The sequence below is a fragment of the Candidatus Neomarinimicrobiota bacterium genome, assembly GCA_030743815.1.
Taxonomy (GTDB): Bacteria; Fidelibacterota; Marinisomatia; order Marinisomatales; family S15-B10; genus UBA2146.
In genome coordinates this window covers 1-16,065 of record JASLRT010000094.1, presented here as the reverse complement: position 1 = coordinate 16,065, position 16,065 = coordinate 1, and the positions used below count along the sequence as shown (strand labels likewise).

The following is a 16,065-nucleotide window of genomic DNA, read 5'->3' as shown; positions in this document are numbered from 1 at the left end:
CCTAATCCAAAATCCCGCAACTGCACTGTGTTGCCCCGCTATCATCAACAAAAACTCGGCCTGAGGTGCGTAAATACTTCAAGCAAAGAAGCAGATAGCTATACGGATAACAAAGCCGCAAAAATAAAGGGGTGTGCTCGGTATACAATAATAAATTTATTGAAACACGCGGATATAATCGACAATCATCCATTGGGGGAATAAGGTGGTATTATCTGGGCTTCCCGGCCAATTTCCACCAACTGCAATATTCATTATAAAAAAGAAATTATCATGAAATGCACTTAAAGCTGCTGGCGTTATGTCAATCGTATTGTAGTTGATATCATCAAAAAACCAGCGAATTCTTTGTTCATCCCATATAATTGAATAAACATGATATTCTTCGCTTAGCTCTCCAGATGGGTTGGACATGCTTTGTCCATAAGACACATGTCCACCCTGATCCCAATGTGCGGTACCGTGAACGACATTATCTCTTCCTTCTCCCCCAATCATTTCCATAATATCAATTTCTCCACAAGAAGGCCAACTAACCTGTAATATATTGCTCCCGAGCATCCATAGTGCTGGCCATATTCCTTGACCTTTGGGCATAACTGCACGAATATCTACTCGACCGTATTGGAAAAACTGCTTATTTTTTGTAATTAATCGGGAAGAAGTATAACGACTATTCCCTAATGTTTGTCTTCTTGCTTCAATAACAAGATTGCCATCAATTATACTGGTATTATCTTCTTGATAATTTTGTAATTCATTGTTTCCCCAACCCCAGTTTCCGGTGCCAATCTCAAACGTCCAGTTATTACTATTTAATTCTGGTCCATCAAACTCATCCCTCCAAATCATGGTCATCCCGTCGTATGAGTCAGGTGTGGAGTATCCTATTTCCGGAATACGGAAAACATGTTCATCATCATTAATGAGAGCAACTGTAGCAGTACTATTAACTATATTTACATTGTGTGGATTTTCAAGCCTGATTGAAAATATTTCATTATCCTCAGGAATATCATCACCGAGAATTTCAATATTAAATGAGGCCTGTTCTTGTCCAGCATAAAAGATAATTACTTCATATAAATCAGTATAATCTTCCCCCTTAATAGCCGTACCATCTACAGTACGCACATCAACGGATAGATCATAATCAACAGAATTTGTTAAGGTCAACATCACCTCAAGATAATTGGTAGTGTTTCCTTCTTCTACTTGGATGCTTTCAATAGAAATACTAGGCAACTTCTTCTCATCATCTGAATTACATGAATTAAGAATAAATACAATGGATAGGATTGTGAATATCCTTAGAAATTTCATAGCTAAAGTTAATTATTAATTACCTTTTGCTTCTGTTTTATAATGTGGAAAATATCAAAAATGATATTTCAAGAATGGGTGCGATAATATTAGGTGACAGTTATGACTGCCACCTAATATTATCTGAAGGGCTTTATTTATTGTGAAACAAACGTAAAACGCCACCAAACACCAGTGCCACATTCAATATCTAATACAAGTCTTTTGCCAGCACCGTCTCTGACAAACTCTGTAATCGTATAGGTGATTGATGTAGGAAGATCTACATTAGGAAGTTCGCCTGCGTTATTGGCTTTTGGTAAACCCATAAAGGCGCCTTCGCCAGATAAAGTTAAGGTTGTTTCAGTTGCTTCATAGGTGTATGAACCTGATCCATCATGAGGAGCAACGGGTGCGCCACATATTTCTGCTTCAGCATCGTTTTGCCAAGGTTCTAACCAAGTTTCACCATCCATTACAATAGAGAATGAACCATCGGCGTTCAAAGTATATTTATCATCCATGAAACAAGATCTTGTTGTAAGATCAGCTTCCGATATTGACCACCAACTTCCATCTCCTTGGCTTGGTCCTACAGCTAATGCACCAGCTTCGGGAGCTACTTTCCAGGTATCATTAAGATGTGCGAGGGTTAAGACACCTGTTAGTTCGAGTGATTCTGTAACAGCATCAGAGCCGCCAGAATTTGTTGCAGTCAATGTTACATCATAAGTCCCATCGGCTGCATATGTATGGCTTGGGCTCGTTTCTGTTGATGATTCGCCATCGCCAAAACCCCAACTATATGTATCGGCATTTAATGAGGCATTAGTAAATGTAACCATTAACCCACTATCTTCATCTACTGCGTAGGTGAATCTTGCAGTTGGCACCTCAATTGAAGATGCATCATCTTCACATCCGGCAGTGAAAAGCATCGAGAATAAAAATATTGCTAGTAATAAATTTTTCATGGTTTTTCCTCTCTTAATTATTGGGATTAATACTTATTTCATCGATAAATGATATATTAAGTATAAAAACTTTATCTATTTCAAGTAAAAAAGACACCCAACAACTAATTTGACTACTGCGGAAAAAGTCAGCTAAAAGCTGAGCCAGTTTGTGAAGGTAAGGTATTTCTACCGCCTGTTATATACATGCACTAAATTCCAAGTCGGTGACCCCTCACGAGACCATCCCAATTTTCAGTGATCCCTGGTGGTGGAGCAATGGTGTTACCGTGGCTGCCATCGCCGCGGTCATCGTTATGGGAAAGCGACTGTCGCTGGAAACGCGGGAGCGGTTCGGTCGGGCACTCGGCATCATCCTGTTAGCTAGGTGGGTGCTTTATCATCCCTATCTCATGTGGCTTGGTCACTGGAATGTCCAGTCGAATTTACCGCTCCACATGTGCGGCTTTTCATCACTTCTGTCCGGATTGGTACTTCTGTGGCGCAATCAGTGGGGTTATGAGCTCCTCTATTACTGGGGGTTTCCAGGGGCTTTCCACGCGTTGCTCACGCCTGAGTTTACCAGCGGCAGAGACGGTCTATTGCACTATGAATACTTCTTCTCCCACGGCGGCATATTGGCTTCGGCCCTCTTTCTTACGCTCATCTGCGGCATGAAACCCCGGTGTGGTTCCTGGTGGCGCATAGTACTCTTGACACAGCCGGTACTGGTGATCATAGGAATTGCCAACTGGTTTTTGGACGCCAACTACATGTACCTGTGTCAGCCGCCCGTAGCCAACAACCCGTTCATCATTGGCCAGTGGCCGTGGTATATCGTGGGATTGGAAGTAGCAGGGTTGCTCCATCTTTTATTAGTCTACTCGCCTTTCGGGTTGAAGTACTACAAGGCGCAGGTAACCTCTGCAAAAGGGGTGCCAGAGCGAACATCTATTGAGTGAAACAAAAACGAGTCAGTAGAGTAAGAGGAGGAGTTATCCGTTCTGCAGCCAAGGAGAGGAGAAGCCGATGAAGATGTTTAGAGCACTCTTTCTGTCATTTATGATATTTTTGTCCGGCTGTGCCGCGCCGTCCGGTGCTGATAGACTGACACTCGGAGTTGTACAGGACAAGATCCATGTGGGGATGGCGCAGGCGGATGTGCAGGCCGCCTTGGGATCGCCTAACATCATTTCGAAGAATAGTGACAGCAAACAAGTGTGGACTTACGACAAGGTATCCAAAGAGTCAGCCGCCAGATGGTTCTTCTTCTGGACGTCCAGCGAGTCCACCCAGCGGACACTTACGGTCCTCATCACTTTCGATGATAGCGGTCGCGTGGAAGATTATACATACCACGCTACTGAGTTCTAAGTGATAAGCCTGAGCAACCCGAGAAATGTCTGGATGCGTGGAGCAAGCACCGTTCTACGGTTGTACCTGATCGCCATTATTTCCGGCTGTGCGCCTCCGACGCCGGTACCGGTGACAGAAGCGCGTGCCATGGAAACGAGAATTCTTGCGGCACATTCTGACCGCGTAGTTAAAGCTTCAATCAATGTTCTTCAGGATCTTCACTTTACAATCGATATGCTCAACAGTGACGTGGGAGTGATCGTGGCCAGCAGGCATACTGAAATAGAGCAGGGCGATATCACACAGGAAGATCGCATCGTGTCAAACATTCCGACGTGGCAGAAAGTGCTGGGAGTGGGCATCATTCTTGCAATTATCGGAGGGATCGCGTTGTTATTCTCTGGTCGTGGTGGCTCCGATAAATCCTCCGGCAGAGGTGATGATTCTGAACACTTCTATATTCATGATGACCGTGACGGGTGGGAAGAGACAGTATATCAGTACAAAGTGACCGTCAACGTTGAATCCATCAGCGGTGGGGAGAGTAGACTACGGGTGAGTGCGCAGGGGGAACGTCTGGAAGGTGGGCGCGTGGTGGGAGCCGGGCCTGTGCAAGACCCCGAATTCTTCCAGCAGTTCTTCGCCAGTCTCGATAAGGCACTGTTTCTGCAGAACTGAACTTTAGTTTCTATTGAGCGGTAGCCGCATTAACTTTGCTACCCTTATGGTAGTCAAGGGTCTGCGGACAATACTCGTTTTTCTCGGAGCTTCGATTCTCACGGTCTCCCCACTCACAGCGGGGAAGCCGCAGAGCGTCAAGATCAAACTAGCTACTCTGGCTCCTAACGGCTCCCCCTGGCATCTGATCCTGCAGGAGATGGGTCAGAAGTGGTGGGAAGAGTCGGATGGAGAAGTGAAGCTGACTGTCTATCCCAACGGTGTGGCCGGGGACGAATCTGCTGTGGTGCGAAAGATGCGGATTAGACAGTTGAATGCTGCTACTATCAGCACCGCAGGACTGAGCTTGATAGAACCCGGTTTTTCTGCCCTGACACATGTTCCCCTTCTTTACAATTCCTACGAAGAGATGGATTACGTTCGTGAACAGCTTGCGGATGAACTGAGCCGCCAGCTGGAGGAAAAAGGGTTTATATTGCTGCATTGGGGTGAAGCGGGCTGGGTTCGATTTTTCAGTCAGGAAGCAATCTCAGTCCCCGATGATCTGAAATCTCAGAAGCTGTTCGTCTGGGGTGATGAAGCCACAGACGTGACCCTGTGGAAATCAATGGGATTTCAGCCCGTTCCCTTGGCGGCGACAGATATTATGATCGCCCTGCAGACAGGAATGATAAATGCGTTTGATACGACACCGCTTCTGGCATTGAGGAATCAGTGGTTTGCCAGCACCAAGTATATGGCATCGATACGCTGGGCACCCCTTCAGGGCGCAACAATTATCTCAAAAAACGTCTGGGAGCAGATCTCTGAACCGATGCGGGAATCCATACTTTCGGGTGCGCGGGAAACAGCGGTTGAGTTACGCTCACATATCCGGGAAGTTGATCAAAAGGCAATCGAGGTTATGCAAGATTACGGCCTGGTGATAAACGAGGTTAGTGAGGATGATTATGTTGTCTGGGAAAAAACGGTGAAGGAGATTTATCCGTATATACGGAGTAAAATAGTGCCTGAAAACATGTTCGATAAGGTAATCAAACTCCGTGATGAGTACCGGAATCGATGAATATTTTTTCTTGATCATCCCATCGATCTACTGGAGGTGAAAAACCTTTCGGGACGCAGTGGCATTCCCCCCCCCTCTGTGATCTTCAGTGGGGAGGGTAAGCAGAGGTATCCGTCTTCTCATTCTGAGTATTTTGAGCTCTAAATTCTTTACCCTAAGTTTTCGGCGACGTTGTGAGGAACAATAAGATGTCATCAGGAAGTTTCATTCTGGCGGTAAACCCTCAAGGGGGAACCAAACGCGGCCTCGGAATCCTCCAGCAGGTGAAGCCTGTCTTTGAATCGGCGCAAGTAGATCTCGACATTCGTGAGACAGAATACGCCGGCCATGCAGGAGACATGATCAACGAGATGGATCTGTCCGGATGCGATGGCTTCTGCCTCGTTGGCGGTGACGGCACGTTGCATGAAGTCATAAACGGTCTGCTGACAAGAGATGACAAGCAGACGATCCCCATCGGCTGCATCCCCGGGGGGACGGGCAATTCATTTATGCACGATCTGGAATGCCTCGATACGGTGGAGGCGGCGAATCGTATCGTCGGCAAAAATACACGCCCCATCGATGTGGCGAAAGTGACTATGGGACAGGAAGTGGTGTACTGTTTTAATATTGTCGGCTGGGGCATGGTAACGGACATTAATGTGTCGGCTGAAAAGGTACGATGGCTTGGGGAACAGCGCTACAACGTCACGACGCTTATGCACGTCTTTTCCCTCAAGCGGCGCAGAACAAAACTGATTTTAGATGGTGAGGAACAGGAGGACGAATTTATTTTTGTCCTCGGTTGCAACACTCAGCACACAGGGAAGGGAATGAGGATGGCGCCGCGTGCTAAACTTGAGGATGGTCTGATTGACTTGGTTGTTGTCCGTGATGCCACGCGTCGAAAGCTGTTGAAACTCTTCCCTAAAGTGTTCGACGGCTCCCATGTGGACGATCCAATTGTGGAGTATCATCAGGTGAAGGAATATTCTCTCATCCCACAGGAAGACGATATCTTGAATCTCGACGGGGAATTGAAGGGGTTAACGCCTTTCGATGTAGAGGTAGTGCCGGCCGCATTTAGGGTGTTTGCCTGAGTGTGAGGGGTGATCTGACGCCGTACCGCGAAAGCTCGGTTTTGAGATGAAATTCAAACGGTATTTCTTGCTTGCATGTCTGTCGCTCCATTTCTTGGCGTTTGGCCAGAATTGGCATATAACGCTCAATTCAGATGAAGAACTGGAGAACCTCTCTCTAAAAGAATTACGCGGCAACTATCTTCTGGCAACAGACCACAACTCTCCCGCTAGGAACAACACGCTCTTGCCGCTCACTGAAATCAAAGAACTTCGGCGCGTAGATCTGAGAAAAGTAAATCCGCCCGTTAAGAAACGGCTGCTTCCTGTCGCCATCGGAACAGTAGCGGGATACGGCGCCGGCTGGGTGATGTCCAATGTAGTGCTCTGGTGGCTGTCCAATGAAGATCGAACCGCCTTTACGTTCCGCTGGACATCGTCCGACTATCTGACGGAGGGCGACGAACTGATCATCAAGGTAGTGACAGAGATGTCAGTTCTCATCGGACTGCTTCACGGTTTTGACTGGGGGGTAGAGGAGGTGGAGGATGTGACGGTCTATGCCATGGCGGGGATGACACTTGAGGAGAAAGCGGCACTCGTTGACGGCATTCTTAATCCGAAGCCCAAGATCTCCCTCAGACAGTTGCTACAGAAGGCCCGCAGCGGTACCCGGAGAATTCTGAAGAGAGAGTGACTGGCGACTAGTGCAGTCGCTGCTCCCGCCTACCTACTGGACTTCCGGCGGAACCGTATCATGACCCAAGCTTCCTCATCTTCCCATCTAAAGCGCCAACTGGGACTCGTAGCTGTCATGGCTGTGGTATCGGGCGATATGCTCGGTTCGGGCATTTTTTATACTCCTCAGGAGCTTGCTCCTGTTGCCCAGTCTGTGTGGCAGGTCTATTTTTTCTGGGCGCTGTGTGGATTGATCACACTTTGTGGCGTCCTGACTGTGGGCGAGCTGGGGGCGCGAATGCCGCGGTCTGGCGCTGACTATCATATCATCCGCACTGGATTTGGCGGACTCTTCGGATTTGTTAAGGTGTGGTCAACAGTCTGGGTGGCCGGGCCGGGATCGGTTGCGGCGGTGGCGATCCTGTTTGGCAAGTTTGTTTCCGAACTGTCTGGAGTTCTGTCTCCCGTATTGTGGGGCGTTGCGGCGGTCGTTGTTTTCACCGTAATCAATCTTATGGGTGTGCAATGGGGCGGCCGGACGCAGATAGTGCTGACAGCGATAAAACTCATGGCACTGCTGGCGCTGGTATTCGGCAGCCTGATCTTCGCGGAAGCGACCGAGCCTGCTGATACCGCCGTGAAACTGGCAAATGATAGTGACGAGTGGTGGAGTTTCTTCCGACTTATGGGTCTCGGCATCGCCGCGGTGCTGTTTACCTATGACGGCTGGATTGATATCGTGCACGCAGCGGGTGAAGTGAAGAATCCTCAGCGTAATCTTCCTATTGGTCTAACTGCCGGCGTGGTGCTCATTATTGCCATCTATCTTCTGGCGAACTTTGCATTCTTGCGGGTTGTACCACTTCATGAAATGGCACGCAGCGATTCTCTGGCGGCAGTGACGGTGGCCCGCAAGACGTTCGGCAATGTAGGAGGCCAGTTTATCACGATCCTGATGATGATATCCATACTGGGTGCCTTAGGCGGTTTGGTGATGACCTTCCCCCGTCTCATCTTTGCTGCCGGCAGTCATTACACCGCTCGAAGTGCAGATGAAAGCGGTTTACTCAAACGACTGTTTCGGTTTCTCGGAGCAGTTTCCTCTAACACTCAAGTCCCCTTCGGCGCCATTCTGCTGAATGCCGTCACAGCCGTTACAGCCCTGGTCTTCTTTCAGTCCTTCAGCCGTATTGTCAATTTTTTTGTTGTACCGAATCAGCTTTTCAACATTCTACTTGTAGCTTCCATATTCCGGCTTCCGAGGGACGCAGACACGGCCCGGCATAGAATGGTGGGGTATCCCATCATTCCTCTCATCTATGTTGTTACGATTGCAGGATTTCTCGTGGGCGCCTTTGTTTACAACCCCGGTGATACGGCCATTGGACTGGCTCTTGCCGCTACCGGCATTCCCGTCTACCTCTGGTTGGAAAGGAAGCGGTCGTGACGAAGTTTGGTGTCCCAAATGCGTACGGCACACTTAAGCGTGTGATTATGCACCGCCCAGGCGCGGAACTTGAGAGGGTGACCGAAGAGACTCTTGAGGAGTTCCATTTCCGGCGCCCGGTGAATAGTGAACGGTTCTCAGCCGATTACGACGCCATGCGTTCATTATTTCAGGACCACGGTGTGGAGGTGCTCGACCTCCATGAGATTCTTGCCCATGATGATGATACTCTTGCTTACATGGATCGCCGCCCCAACATGACTTATACACGAGACCTCGCCGCCGTCTTTTCCAGCGGTGCTGTCCTTATGGGACCGTATCTTAAAGGGAGGCGGGGAGATCAGGAGATGTTGGGCCGCGCATTCAGGAAACTTGGGGTGCCGCTTCTGGGAGAGATTGAACCACCGGCCTATCTGGAAGGGGGCGGTGTAACGATAATCGGGGACGATACAGTTGTTGCCTCTCTTTGTGATCGCGCCAACGAAGCGGGAACAAGAACACTGCGTGACATAGTTTTGGAGAGGGAGGTGAGGTACTTTCTGGAAGTGCCTCTGCCCCGTGGTAACATCCATATCGACGGCCTCTTTATGGTTCTTGACGAAAAGCTCTGTCTCCTGTTTACGGAAGCTTTTGAAACAGCCCCGTGCCGGCTCTTCGAGAAAGGGAGATCGGAGTCAAGATCTGTCATGTTTCAGGAATTTCTTGATGATCGCGGCTTCAACTGTATCCCTATCACTGAAGAGGAACGTCTTGGAGGGCATCTCAATGTGGTGGTGACGCAGAGGGCGGAGAAAGCGATAGGATTTCAGAAGGCGGAACGCATCGCCGGTGAGATGGGTAAGCGCGGCTGGATCCTGGACAGATTTCCGGCGGATGAACTGTTTGCCGGCAACGGCGGCGCCCACTGCATGACCTGTCCGCTGCTGGTGGAATGACGGCGCTATCATCGCAAGGCGGTGATTGGAATCTTCCGTCTGCTTGGTGAAGAGCACGAAATCACACGCAAGTATCGACCGCTTTTTTCGTCGGCTCTTTTTTGACAAGCTACGGCACTTTTGCCAGCACCTCAAAGAGCCTGTTGATATCCTCCTTCGTGTTGTACAGATGCGGCGAGACCCTCACCGAGTTTCCGCGGACACTGACGTAAACCTTATCTTTCGCTAGCTGATCCAGAAGATCGGAGGGAAGACCCTCCGCGGAGCGCAATCCCATGAGATGGCCTGAGCGGAGGTGCTGCGGCGCCACTGACAGTCCCACGGCCTCGGCCCGGTTACTTATGATTTTCGTCATGCCTGATAATGTTGCGGCCATCTCAGGCACGCCCCATTTCAGGATCTGCTCCAGCGCTGCCACCACCATGGGCATGAGGATGAAGTTGCTGCGCTCGCCCATATCAAACTTTCTGGCCCCCGGCTGGAAGTCATTCCGGTAGTTAACCAGACCGGCGAAATCTTCACTGTCTGCCCGGTCGATCCAGTTGTGCTCAAGGGGTGTTCCGTCGCGATACTTCGGTGCTACGTACATGAAGCCGAGGCTGTAGGGACCGAGTAGCCATTTGTAACCGACAGTCACAACAAAGTCCGGCTGAACCTCTTCCACCGAGAAGGGCATAACTCCGATGGACTGCGACCCGTCTATCACCAGCGCTGCGCCCATCTCCCGGCAGCGCTGGCCGATCTTCTTCACATCGATAAGACTGCCGTCTGTCCAGTGGCAGACGGCAGTGGCGACGACGGCTGTAGCTTCGTTCAAGTGAGAGAGAATGGCGGGGGTCCATTCCCCACCCTCAGGCCTGGAGACAGTGATGAGGTCTGCTCCTTTCGTTTGGGCGAGCTCGGCCCATCCGTAGTAGTTTGACGGGAACTGTTCTTCCAGAACCAGGATACAATCTCCCGCTTTCAATTGGAGATTGGTGGCAGCGGTCGCAATGCCGTAACTGACGGCGGGGATGATGGCGATATCGTCTGCCGTGGCTCCGATAATTTGGGCGAAGAGAGAGCGTGCCCTCTCCGATTCATCAAAGAAATCGTTGGGGACTGTTGGCCACGGATGAACCTTTCGTTCGACGCCTCGACTGCCCGCCTCCGTCACCGAACGAAGTTGAGGGGACAGGTAGGCGCAGTTGATATAAGCCACGTCATCGGGAATGTCAAAGAGGTGGCGCTGGCAAGGAATCACGGATGAAACGCTCTTCAGCCTATTTCAATCTCAAGCCTTTTGCTACTGCGAACTCGGGAGTTTTCGTAGGAGCGAGTTTGAGAATAATGCTGTTCTGGTTTCCCATTCACATAGACAAATCTGTACTAATATCCCGCTGCGTGGCCGTCCTTTCTCGATTCTGACGCGCCGTAATAGATCTTGTTACGCTCGTCCCATAGGATGGCCTGATAGCCACCATACCCACCTGCACCAACACGGACGGAATGACCTCGATTCTTCAGTTCTTCAATAACATCAACGGAAAAGCCCGACTCTAAGTTCAACACACCGCCGTCCGTCATCCTCTCTCCGGTGGGCTGGGAACTTCCGCTGTGGCGGATGCGCGGGGCGTCGCCGGCCTCCTGAAGGTTCATCCCGAAATCGATGAAGTTCACAAGAACTTGGACATGCCCTTGCGGCTGCATGGCACCTCCCATAACGCCAAAACTAATGAACGGCTCCCCGTCTTTCGTCACGAATGCCGGGATGATAGTGTGGAAAGGGCGCTTGCCGGGGGCGTAGACATTGAAATGACCTTCCTCCAACGTGAATAGTTCACCCCGGTCCTGAAGGACGAAACCGAGTTCGCCGGGCGTCATCCCTGATCCCATCCCCCTGTAGTTGCTCTGAATCAGAGAGACCATGTTGCCGTCTTTATCCGCCACGGTGAGATAGATGGTATCGCCATTTTCTAGATTGCCGGGATCGTAACTCGTGGCGGCTCGGTTGGGATTGATGAGCTGACGGCGCTCGGCGCCATAGGCTTTCGAAATAAGCCGGTCCACCGGGATCTCGTTAAAGGCGGGATCGGCGTAGTATTTCGCACGGTCCTCGAAGGCGAGCTTCTTTGCCTCCACGAAGGTGTGGATATAGTTGGTACTGCCAAAGCCCATACTTGCAATGTCATGGCCCTCCAGGATATTCAGAATCTGTAGAGCCGCGATGCCCTGGCCGTTAGGCGGTAGCTCCCAGACATCGTAGCCTCGATAGTTGGTGGAAACCGGTTCCACCCACTCCGAGCTATGACTGGCGAGGTCATCGTAAGAGAGGAAGCCGCCTTGCATCTTAATGTGTTCGTCAATGGTCTTTGCGATGGCACCTCTGTAGAAAACGTCCCGTCCTTCCCGGGCAATCTTGCTATAGGTCTCGGCCAACTTTGGGTTCTTGAAGACTTCCCCTTTTCGAGGCATCCGGCCGTGCGGCATATAAGTCTCTTTGAAGCCGGGGAACGGCTCGAGATAGGGGGCGTCCTGTTGCATGTAGTAGGCGATGACCTCAGTCACCGGAAAACCATCTTCGGCGTACTGGATGGCGGGCTGAAGGACTTTTCGCATCCTCATTTTCCCGAACCTGTTGTGGAGCTCAAACCATCCATCTACACATCCGGGGACTGAAACGGGCAGCGGGCCGCGGGCGGGGATCTTGTCGTAGCCGTGTTGTTTGAAATATTCGAGCGTCAGAGATTTCGGCGATCTTCCGCTGGCGTTGAGGCCGTAAAGTTTTCCTGTGTCACTGTCCCAGACGATGGCGAAGAGATCACCCCCGATGCCGCATCCGGTGGGCTCCACAAGACCGAGCACGGCGTTGGCAGCGATCGCGGCGTCTACCGCACAGCCACCGCCTTTCAGAATATCCAGAGCGACCTGCGTCGCCAGCGGCTGACTAGTGGCAGCCATGCCGTAAGGCGCGATCACTTCGGAGCGAGTGGCAAAGGGAAGCCCTGTCAAGCGGTCTTGTGCAGATAATGCCGCGGACAGAATAGTAGCGGTAAGGAAAAGAGAATGGCTAATCATAATGATTCTTGGGTGCTGTTAGCCCGTCACCGTGAAATCAGACTGTCGAAATCTCGCTGTCATCTGTCTACAAATGCAATGGAAAAGGTGGTTTCGCCCGAAGCCCCGCTTTAATTTTGGTCGTTATGAGCATTGAAGGAGGACGTGCAATATGAACAGATTTTTTGAAAGTCGCGGATGGTTGGCAGTCGTCTTGTGCAGCATGTCGCTTGCGGTGACGATCCGTGGTGATGACATCTACAGCCGCCCCGTCTCCACCTACTCGATTGTGGCGCTGGACCCGGAAACGGGAGAACTGGGCGTGGCGGTGCAGAGTCACTGGTTTTCCGTCGGCTCACTGGTGCCGTGGGTGCAAGCCGGCGTAGGCGCCGTAGCGACACAGTCGTTCGTAAAGGTTGAGTACGGGCCCGAAGGCTTAAGACAGATGATGATAGGAGTGCCAGCCGGTGCCGTTTTGAGCAAGCTTATCTCACAGGATGAAGGAGAGGCCGTGAGACAGGTGGCCATGATCGATGCTTCCGGCAATGTGGCGGCACACACAGGTTCGCGTTGCATCGAAGCGGCAGGGCATCAGATGGGCAAGAACTATTCGGTGCAGGCAAATCTCATGGAAAAGCCGACGGTCTGGCCTGCCATGGCGATGGCGTTTGAGAAAAGCGAAGGTGATCTGGCTGACCGCATGATGGCGGCGCTGGAGGCGGCAGAAGCTGAAGGTGGTGACATCCGGGGAAGACAGTCGGCTGCTATGCTCATCGTTACGGGAAAACCTACCGGAATCGCCTGGAAGGATGTGGTCCTCGATCTGCGGGTGGACGATCATCCCGAACCGCTGAAGCAGTTGAAGCGACTGATTCGAATCTACCGCGCCTATGAGCACGCCAACAAGGGTGATGAACTGTTGGAGAGTAAAGATGTGGCGGGTGCTTTGCGGGAATATGAGCTGGCGGCAGATTACTATCCTGAGAATATAGAGCTGCCCTTTTGGACGGCCGTTACGCTGACCGGAGCCGGTAGACTGCAGGAGGCACTCCCTATCTTCAAGAGCGTCTTCCAGACCGATGAACGCTGGCGGAAGCTGACGCCGAGGCTGGTAAAATCTCAATTGCTCCCAGATGATCCTAGAATAATGGAGGCCATTCTTGGTGAATAGACGAAACTCGCAGATGATGCTCATCTGCACCTATTGTGAAGAGCCGTACACCGGCGAAGATCCTCCCACCACCTGCCGTTGCGGCCATCCTCTTGAAGCGCAACTGGACTTGCGCGAGAGTGTCCCTGCTACTGCCACTGTTAACTTAGACGATCCCTCCCTCTGGCGTTACCGAACGATCCTCCCTCCCATTGATGATCGGCACATCATGACACTTGTAGAAGGGTGGACTGATCTGCGCAGTGGAGGCGACTATGGAGGAGCGACCGTGTACTTTAAAGATGAAACGGTAAATCCCACCGGCTCCTTCAAGGACCGGGGGATGAGCTTGGCTGTCTCCCATCTGAAGAGGTCAGGCGTAACGGAAGCATGTCTTCCTTCAGCAGGTAATGCGGGAGTCAGCGTCGCCGCCTATTGTGAAGAAGCCGGAATCGAATGTCATGTCTATCTGCCTGAGATGATCCCCTCACCGTTTGTGAAAGCGACAGAGAAGTATAGCGCTCATGTTCATTTGGGTGGCCAGACCATTGCCGAAGCGGCGGCAAGAATGAATGGTGAAAAAGAAAAACGGTGGTTTGATCTATCCACACTCAAGGAGCCCTTCCGGGTGGAGGGGAAAAAGACGCTGGGCTATGAGATTGCCGAGCATTTGGACTGGCATTTCCCCGATGTGGTGGTCTATCCGGCCGGGGGCGGGACAGGACTTGTCGGAATGTGGAAGGCATTCAACGAGATGAAAAGGCTGGGGTGGGTCGAAGGCGCTCTTCCGCGCATGGTTGCAGTTCAATCGGCGGGATGTGCACCGGTGGTAAAAGCTTTTGCGGCCGGAGCATTAGAAACAGTGCCTTGGCAAGATGGAGACACCGCTGCGCTCGGTCTGAACGTGGCCAACCCCCTCGGCGGTGCGTGGATGCTGAAAGTTCTGCGGCAGAGCGATGGGATTGCCGTCATGGTGAATGAGGAAGACGTTGCCGTTGCCAGAAAAGAGGTGGCAATTAGTTCCGGTACAGAATCCTCGCCGGAGGCGGGAGTAGCGTGGCGGGGATTTCAGAAGCTTTCCGGCAGTGGCTGGATTCGTGAGGGAGAGACCGTTGTTATCCCTATCACCGGGAGTGCGGATAGATATGAAGTGTAACAGTACGGGCGTAAGTGCTAAATTCATCCCCTGGATCAGGCTCCCCGTCATATGAGTACGCTATCGGCTGAAATTTCTGAGGAGACAATTATGACCAGTGAAGAAGTGCGTCAGAAGCACGACAGTTTTCTTTTTCCGGCAACCCTGAAATACTATGATGAGCCAATCGTGGTTACAGAGGGGAGGGGCTCCCGGGTAACAGACGCAGAAGGCAACAGCTATCTGGATTTTTTCGGCGGCATACTGACGATTTCTGTAGGTCACGCCAATTATGACGTGAACCGGGAGGTAGTGGCTCAGGTTAACCGTTTGAGCCACATCTCTACCCTCTATCCTACAGCGCCTCTAGTAGATCTGGCTGAAAAGCTGGCCAGCATCACTCCGGGCAACCTCGACAAGTGCTGCTTCGTCTGCTCCGGCACCGAAGCGGATGAAACCGCTGTCATGATGGCGCAACTGTACACTGGCAGTGCGGAAATCATCGCCCTGCGTCACGGCTACTCCGGGCGGTCTCTTTTGGCGCAGTCGCTGACGGCTCATTCGTCGTGGCGGGCGCTGCCGACGCAGGTCGCGGCAGTAAAGCACGCACTTTCTCCTTACTGCTATCGATGCCCCCTGAAGTTGACCTATCCCGATTGCGGCGTGGCCTGTGCCGAGGACGTGGAGGATTTGATCAGGACGACCACCACGGGAAAGGTCGCGGGGATATTGGTGGAGCCGATCCAGGGAGTGGGTGGCTTCGTGACGCCGCCAAAGGAGTACTTTGAAATTGTAGCCGGGATTGTTCGCAAGTATGGAGGTATATTCATTTCTGATGAGGTCCAGACGGGCTTCGGCCGCACCGGAAAGATGTGGGGCATCGATAACTACGGTGTAAGACCGGACATGATGACCATGGCGAAGGGAATTGCCAACGGCTTGCCGCTGGCGGTCGTCATTACGACGGGGCCCATTGCTGAATGTCTCACCAAAAATACCATCTCTACCTTTGGCGGGAATCCGGTGAGTTGCGCTGCCGCTAACGCCACCATCGGCGTCATCGAGCGGGACAACCTCGTGCAGAATGCCGGCGTTATGGGAGAGATACTGAGGGAGGGACTTGAGGTGCTTAAGAAGAAGTACCCAAAGATTCTCGGGGACGTTCGCGGTATGGGCCTCATGCAGGGGCTTGAACTGGTGGCGGATGAGACGATTCAGGACCGGACTCCCAATCCTCAGGCGGCAGCTCAACTGATGGAAGAGACGAA

The 16,065-nt window shown here is 51.5% G+C and carries 15 protein-coding genes; 11 read left to right on the top strand and 4 right to left on the bottom strand.

From position 1 onward, the window contains the following. Nucleotides 1-156: 156 nt before the first annotated feature. Both QF669_08075 and QF669_08070 read right to left on the bottom strand, forming a co-directional pair. Nucleotides 157-1,245 (bottom strand): family 16 glycosylhydrolase, encoded by a 1,089-nt coding sequence (locus QF669_08075; protein ID MDP6457390.1) that lies wholly within the window; start codon nucleotides 1,243-1,245, stop codon nucleotides 157-159. Between the two features lie 215 nt (nucleotides 1,246-1,460). After that, nucleotides 1,461-2,276, bottom strand: a complete 816-nt coding sequence (locus QF669_08070) for a PKD domain-containing protein (GenBank protein MDP6457389.1) — start codon at nucleotides 2,274-2,276, stop codon at nucleotides 1,461-1,463. Nucleotides 2,277-2,482: 206 nt separating this feature from the next. On the opposite strand from QF669_08070, the gene QF669_08065 reads away from it, so the two are divergent. From QF669_08065 to QF669_08030, 8 genes are all read left to right on the top strand, one after another. Beyond that, nucleotides 2,483-3,217, top strand: coding sequence for a TIGR02206 family membrane protein (locus QF669_08065; GenBank protein ID MDP6457388.1), 735 nt, complete (start codon nucleotides 2,483-2,485; stop codon nucleotides 3,215-3,217). Between the two features lie 67 nt (nucleotides 3,218-3,284). Then, nucleotides 3,285-3,629: an outer membrane protein assembly factor BamE gene (gene bamE / locus QF669_08060; GenBank protein ID MDP6457387.1), complete on the top strand. Its 345-nt coding sequence runs from the start codon at nucleotides 3,285-3,287 to the stop codon at nucleotides 3,627-3,629. 33 nt (nucleotides 3,630-3,662) lie between these two features. Beyond that, nucleotides 3,663-4,289: a hypothetical protein gene (locus QF669_08055; protein ID MDP6457386.1), complete on the top strand. Its 627-nt coding sequence runs from the start codon at nucleotides 3,663-3,665 to the stop codon at nucleotides 4,287-4,289. A 13-nt stretch (nucleotides 4,290-4,302) separates the two neighbouring features. Further along, nucleotides 4,303-5,355, top strand: coding sequence for a TRAP transporter substrate-binding protein DctP (gene dctP, locus QF669_08050; protein MDP6457385.1), 1,053 nt, complete (start codon nucleotides 4,303-4,305; stop codon nucleotides 5,353-5,355). Nucleotides 5,356-5,543: 188 nt separating this feature from the next. Then, the gene (locus tag QF669_08045) at nucleotides 5,544-6,437 is read left to right on the top strand and encodes a diacylglycerol kinase family lipid kinase (protein ID MDP6457384.1); all 894 of its coding nucleotides are present in this window, start codon (nucleotides 5,544-5,546) and stop codon (nucleotides 6,435-6,437) included. A gap of 46 nt (nucleotides 6,438-6,483) precedes the next feature. Beyond that, on the top strand, nucleotides 6,484-7,113 hold the full coding sequence (locus QF669_08040) for a hypothetical protein (GenBank protein ID MDP6457383.1): 630 nt from the start codon (nucleotides 6,484-6,486) through the stop codon (nucleotides 7,111-7,113). Between the two features lie 60 nt (nucleotides 7,114-7,173). Next, nucleotides 7,174-8,541 (top strand): amino acid permease, encoded by a 1,368-nt coding sequence (locus QF669_08035; GenBank protein ID MDP6457382.1) that lies wholly within the window; start codon nucleotides 7,174-7,176, stop codon nucleotides 8,539-8,541. After that, nucleotides 8,538-9,476, top strand: coding sequence for an arginine deiminase family protein (locus tag QF669_08030; protein MDP6457381.1), 939 nt, complete (start codon nucleotides 8,538-8,540; stop codon nucleotides 9,474-9,476). Before QF669_08035 ends, QF669_08030 begins: the two co-directional genes overlap by 4 nt. Before the next feature lie 109 nt (nucleotides 9,477-9,585). On the opposite strand, the gene QF669_08025 is transcribed toward QF669_08030, so the two are convergent. Further along, nucleotides 9,586-10,719 carry an aminotransferase class V-fold PLP-dependent enzyme gene (locus QF669_08025; protein ID MDP6457380.1) on the bottom strand — a complete coding sequence of 378 codons (1,134 nt, stop codon included), beginning with the start codon at nucleotides 10,717-10,719 and terminating at the stop codon, nucleotides 9,586-9,588. 125 nt (nucleotides 10,720-10,844) lie between these two features. Beyond that, complete coding sequence (gene ggt, locus QF669_08020; GenBank protein ID MDP6457379.1) at nucleotides 10,845-12,533, bottom strand: gamma-glutamyltransferase; 1,689 nt, start codon at nucleotides 12,531-12,533, stop codon at nucleotides 10,845-10,847. A 151-nt stretch (nucleotides 12,534-12,684) separates the two neighbouring features. On the opposite strand from ggt, the gene QF669_08015 reads away from it, so the two are divergent. The 3 genes from QF669_08015 to QF669_08005 form a co-directional block, all read left to right on the top strand. Then, nucleotides 12,685-13,683 (top strand): DUF1028 domain-containing protein, encoded by a 999-nt coding sequence (locus QF669_08015; GenBank protein ID MDP6457378.1) that lies wholly within the window; start codon nucleotides 12,685-12,687, stop codon nucleotides 13,681-13,683. Continuing rightward, nucleotides 13,676-14,818, top strand: coding sequence for a threonine synthase (locus QF669_08010; GenBank protein ID MDP6457377.1), 1,143 nt, complete (start codon nucleotides 13,676-13,678; stop codon nucleotides 14,816-14,818). The genes QF669_08015 and QF669_08010 overlap by 8 nt, the downstream gene beginning before the upstream one ends. Before the next feature lie 90 nt (nucleotides 14,819-14,908). After that, on the top strand, nucleotides 14,909-16,065 hold a 1,157-nt coding region (locus tag QF669_08005; GenBank protein ID MDP6457376.1), incomplete at its 3' end, for an aspartate aminotransferase family protein.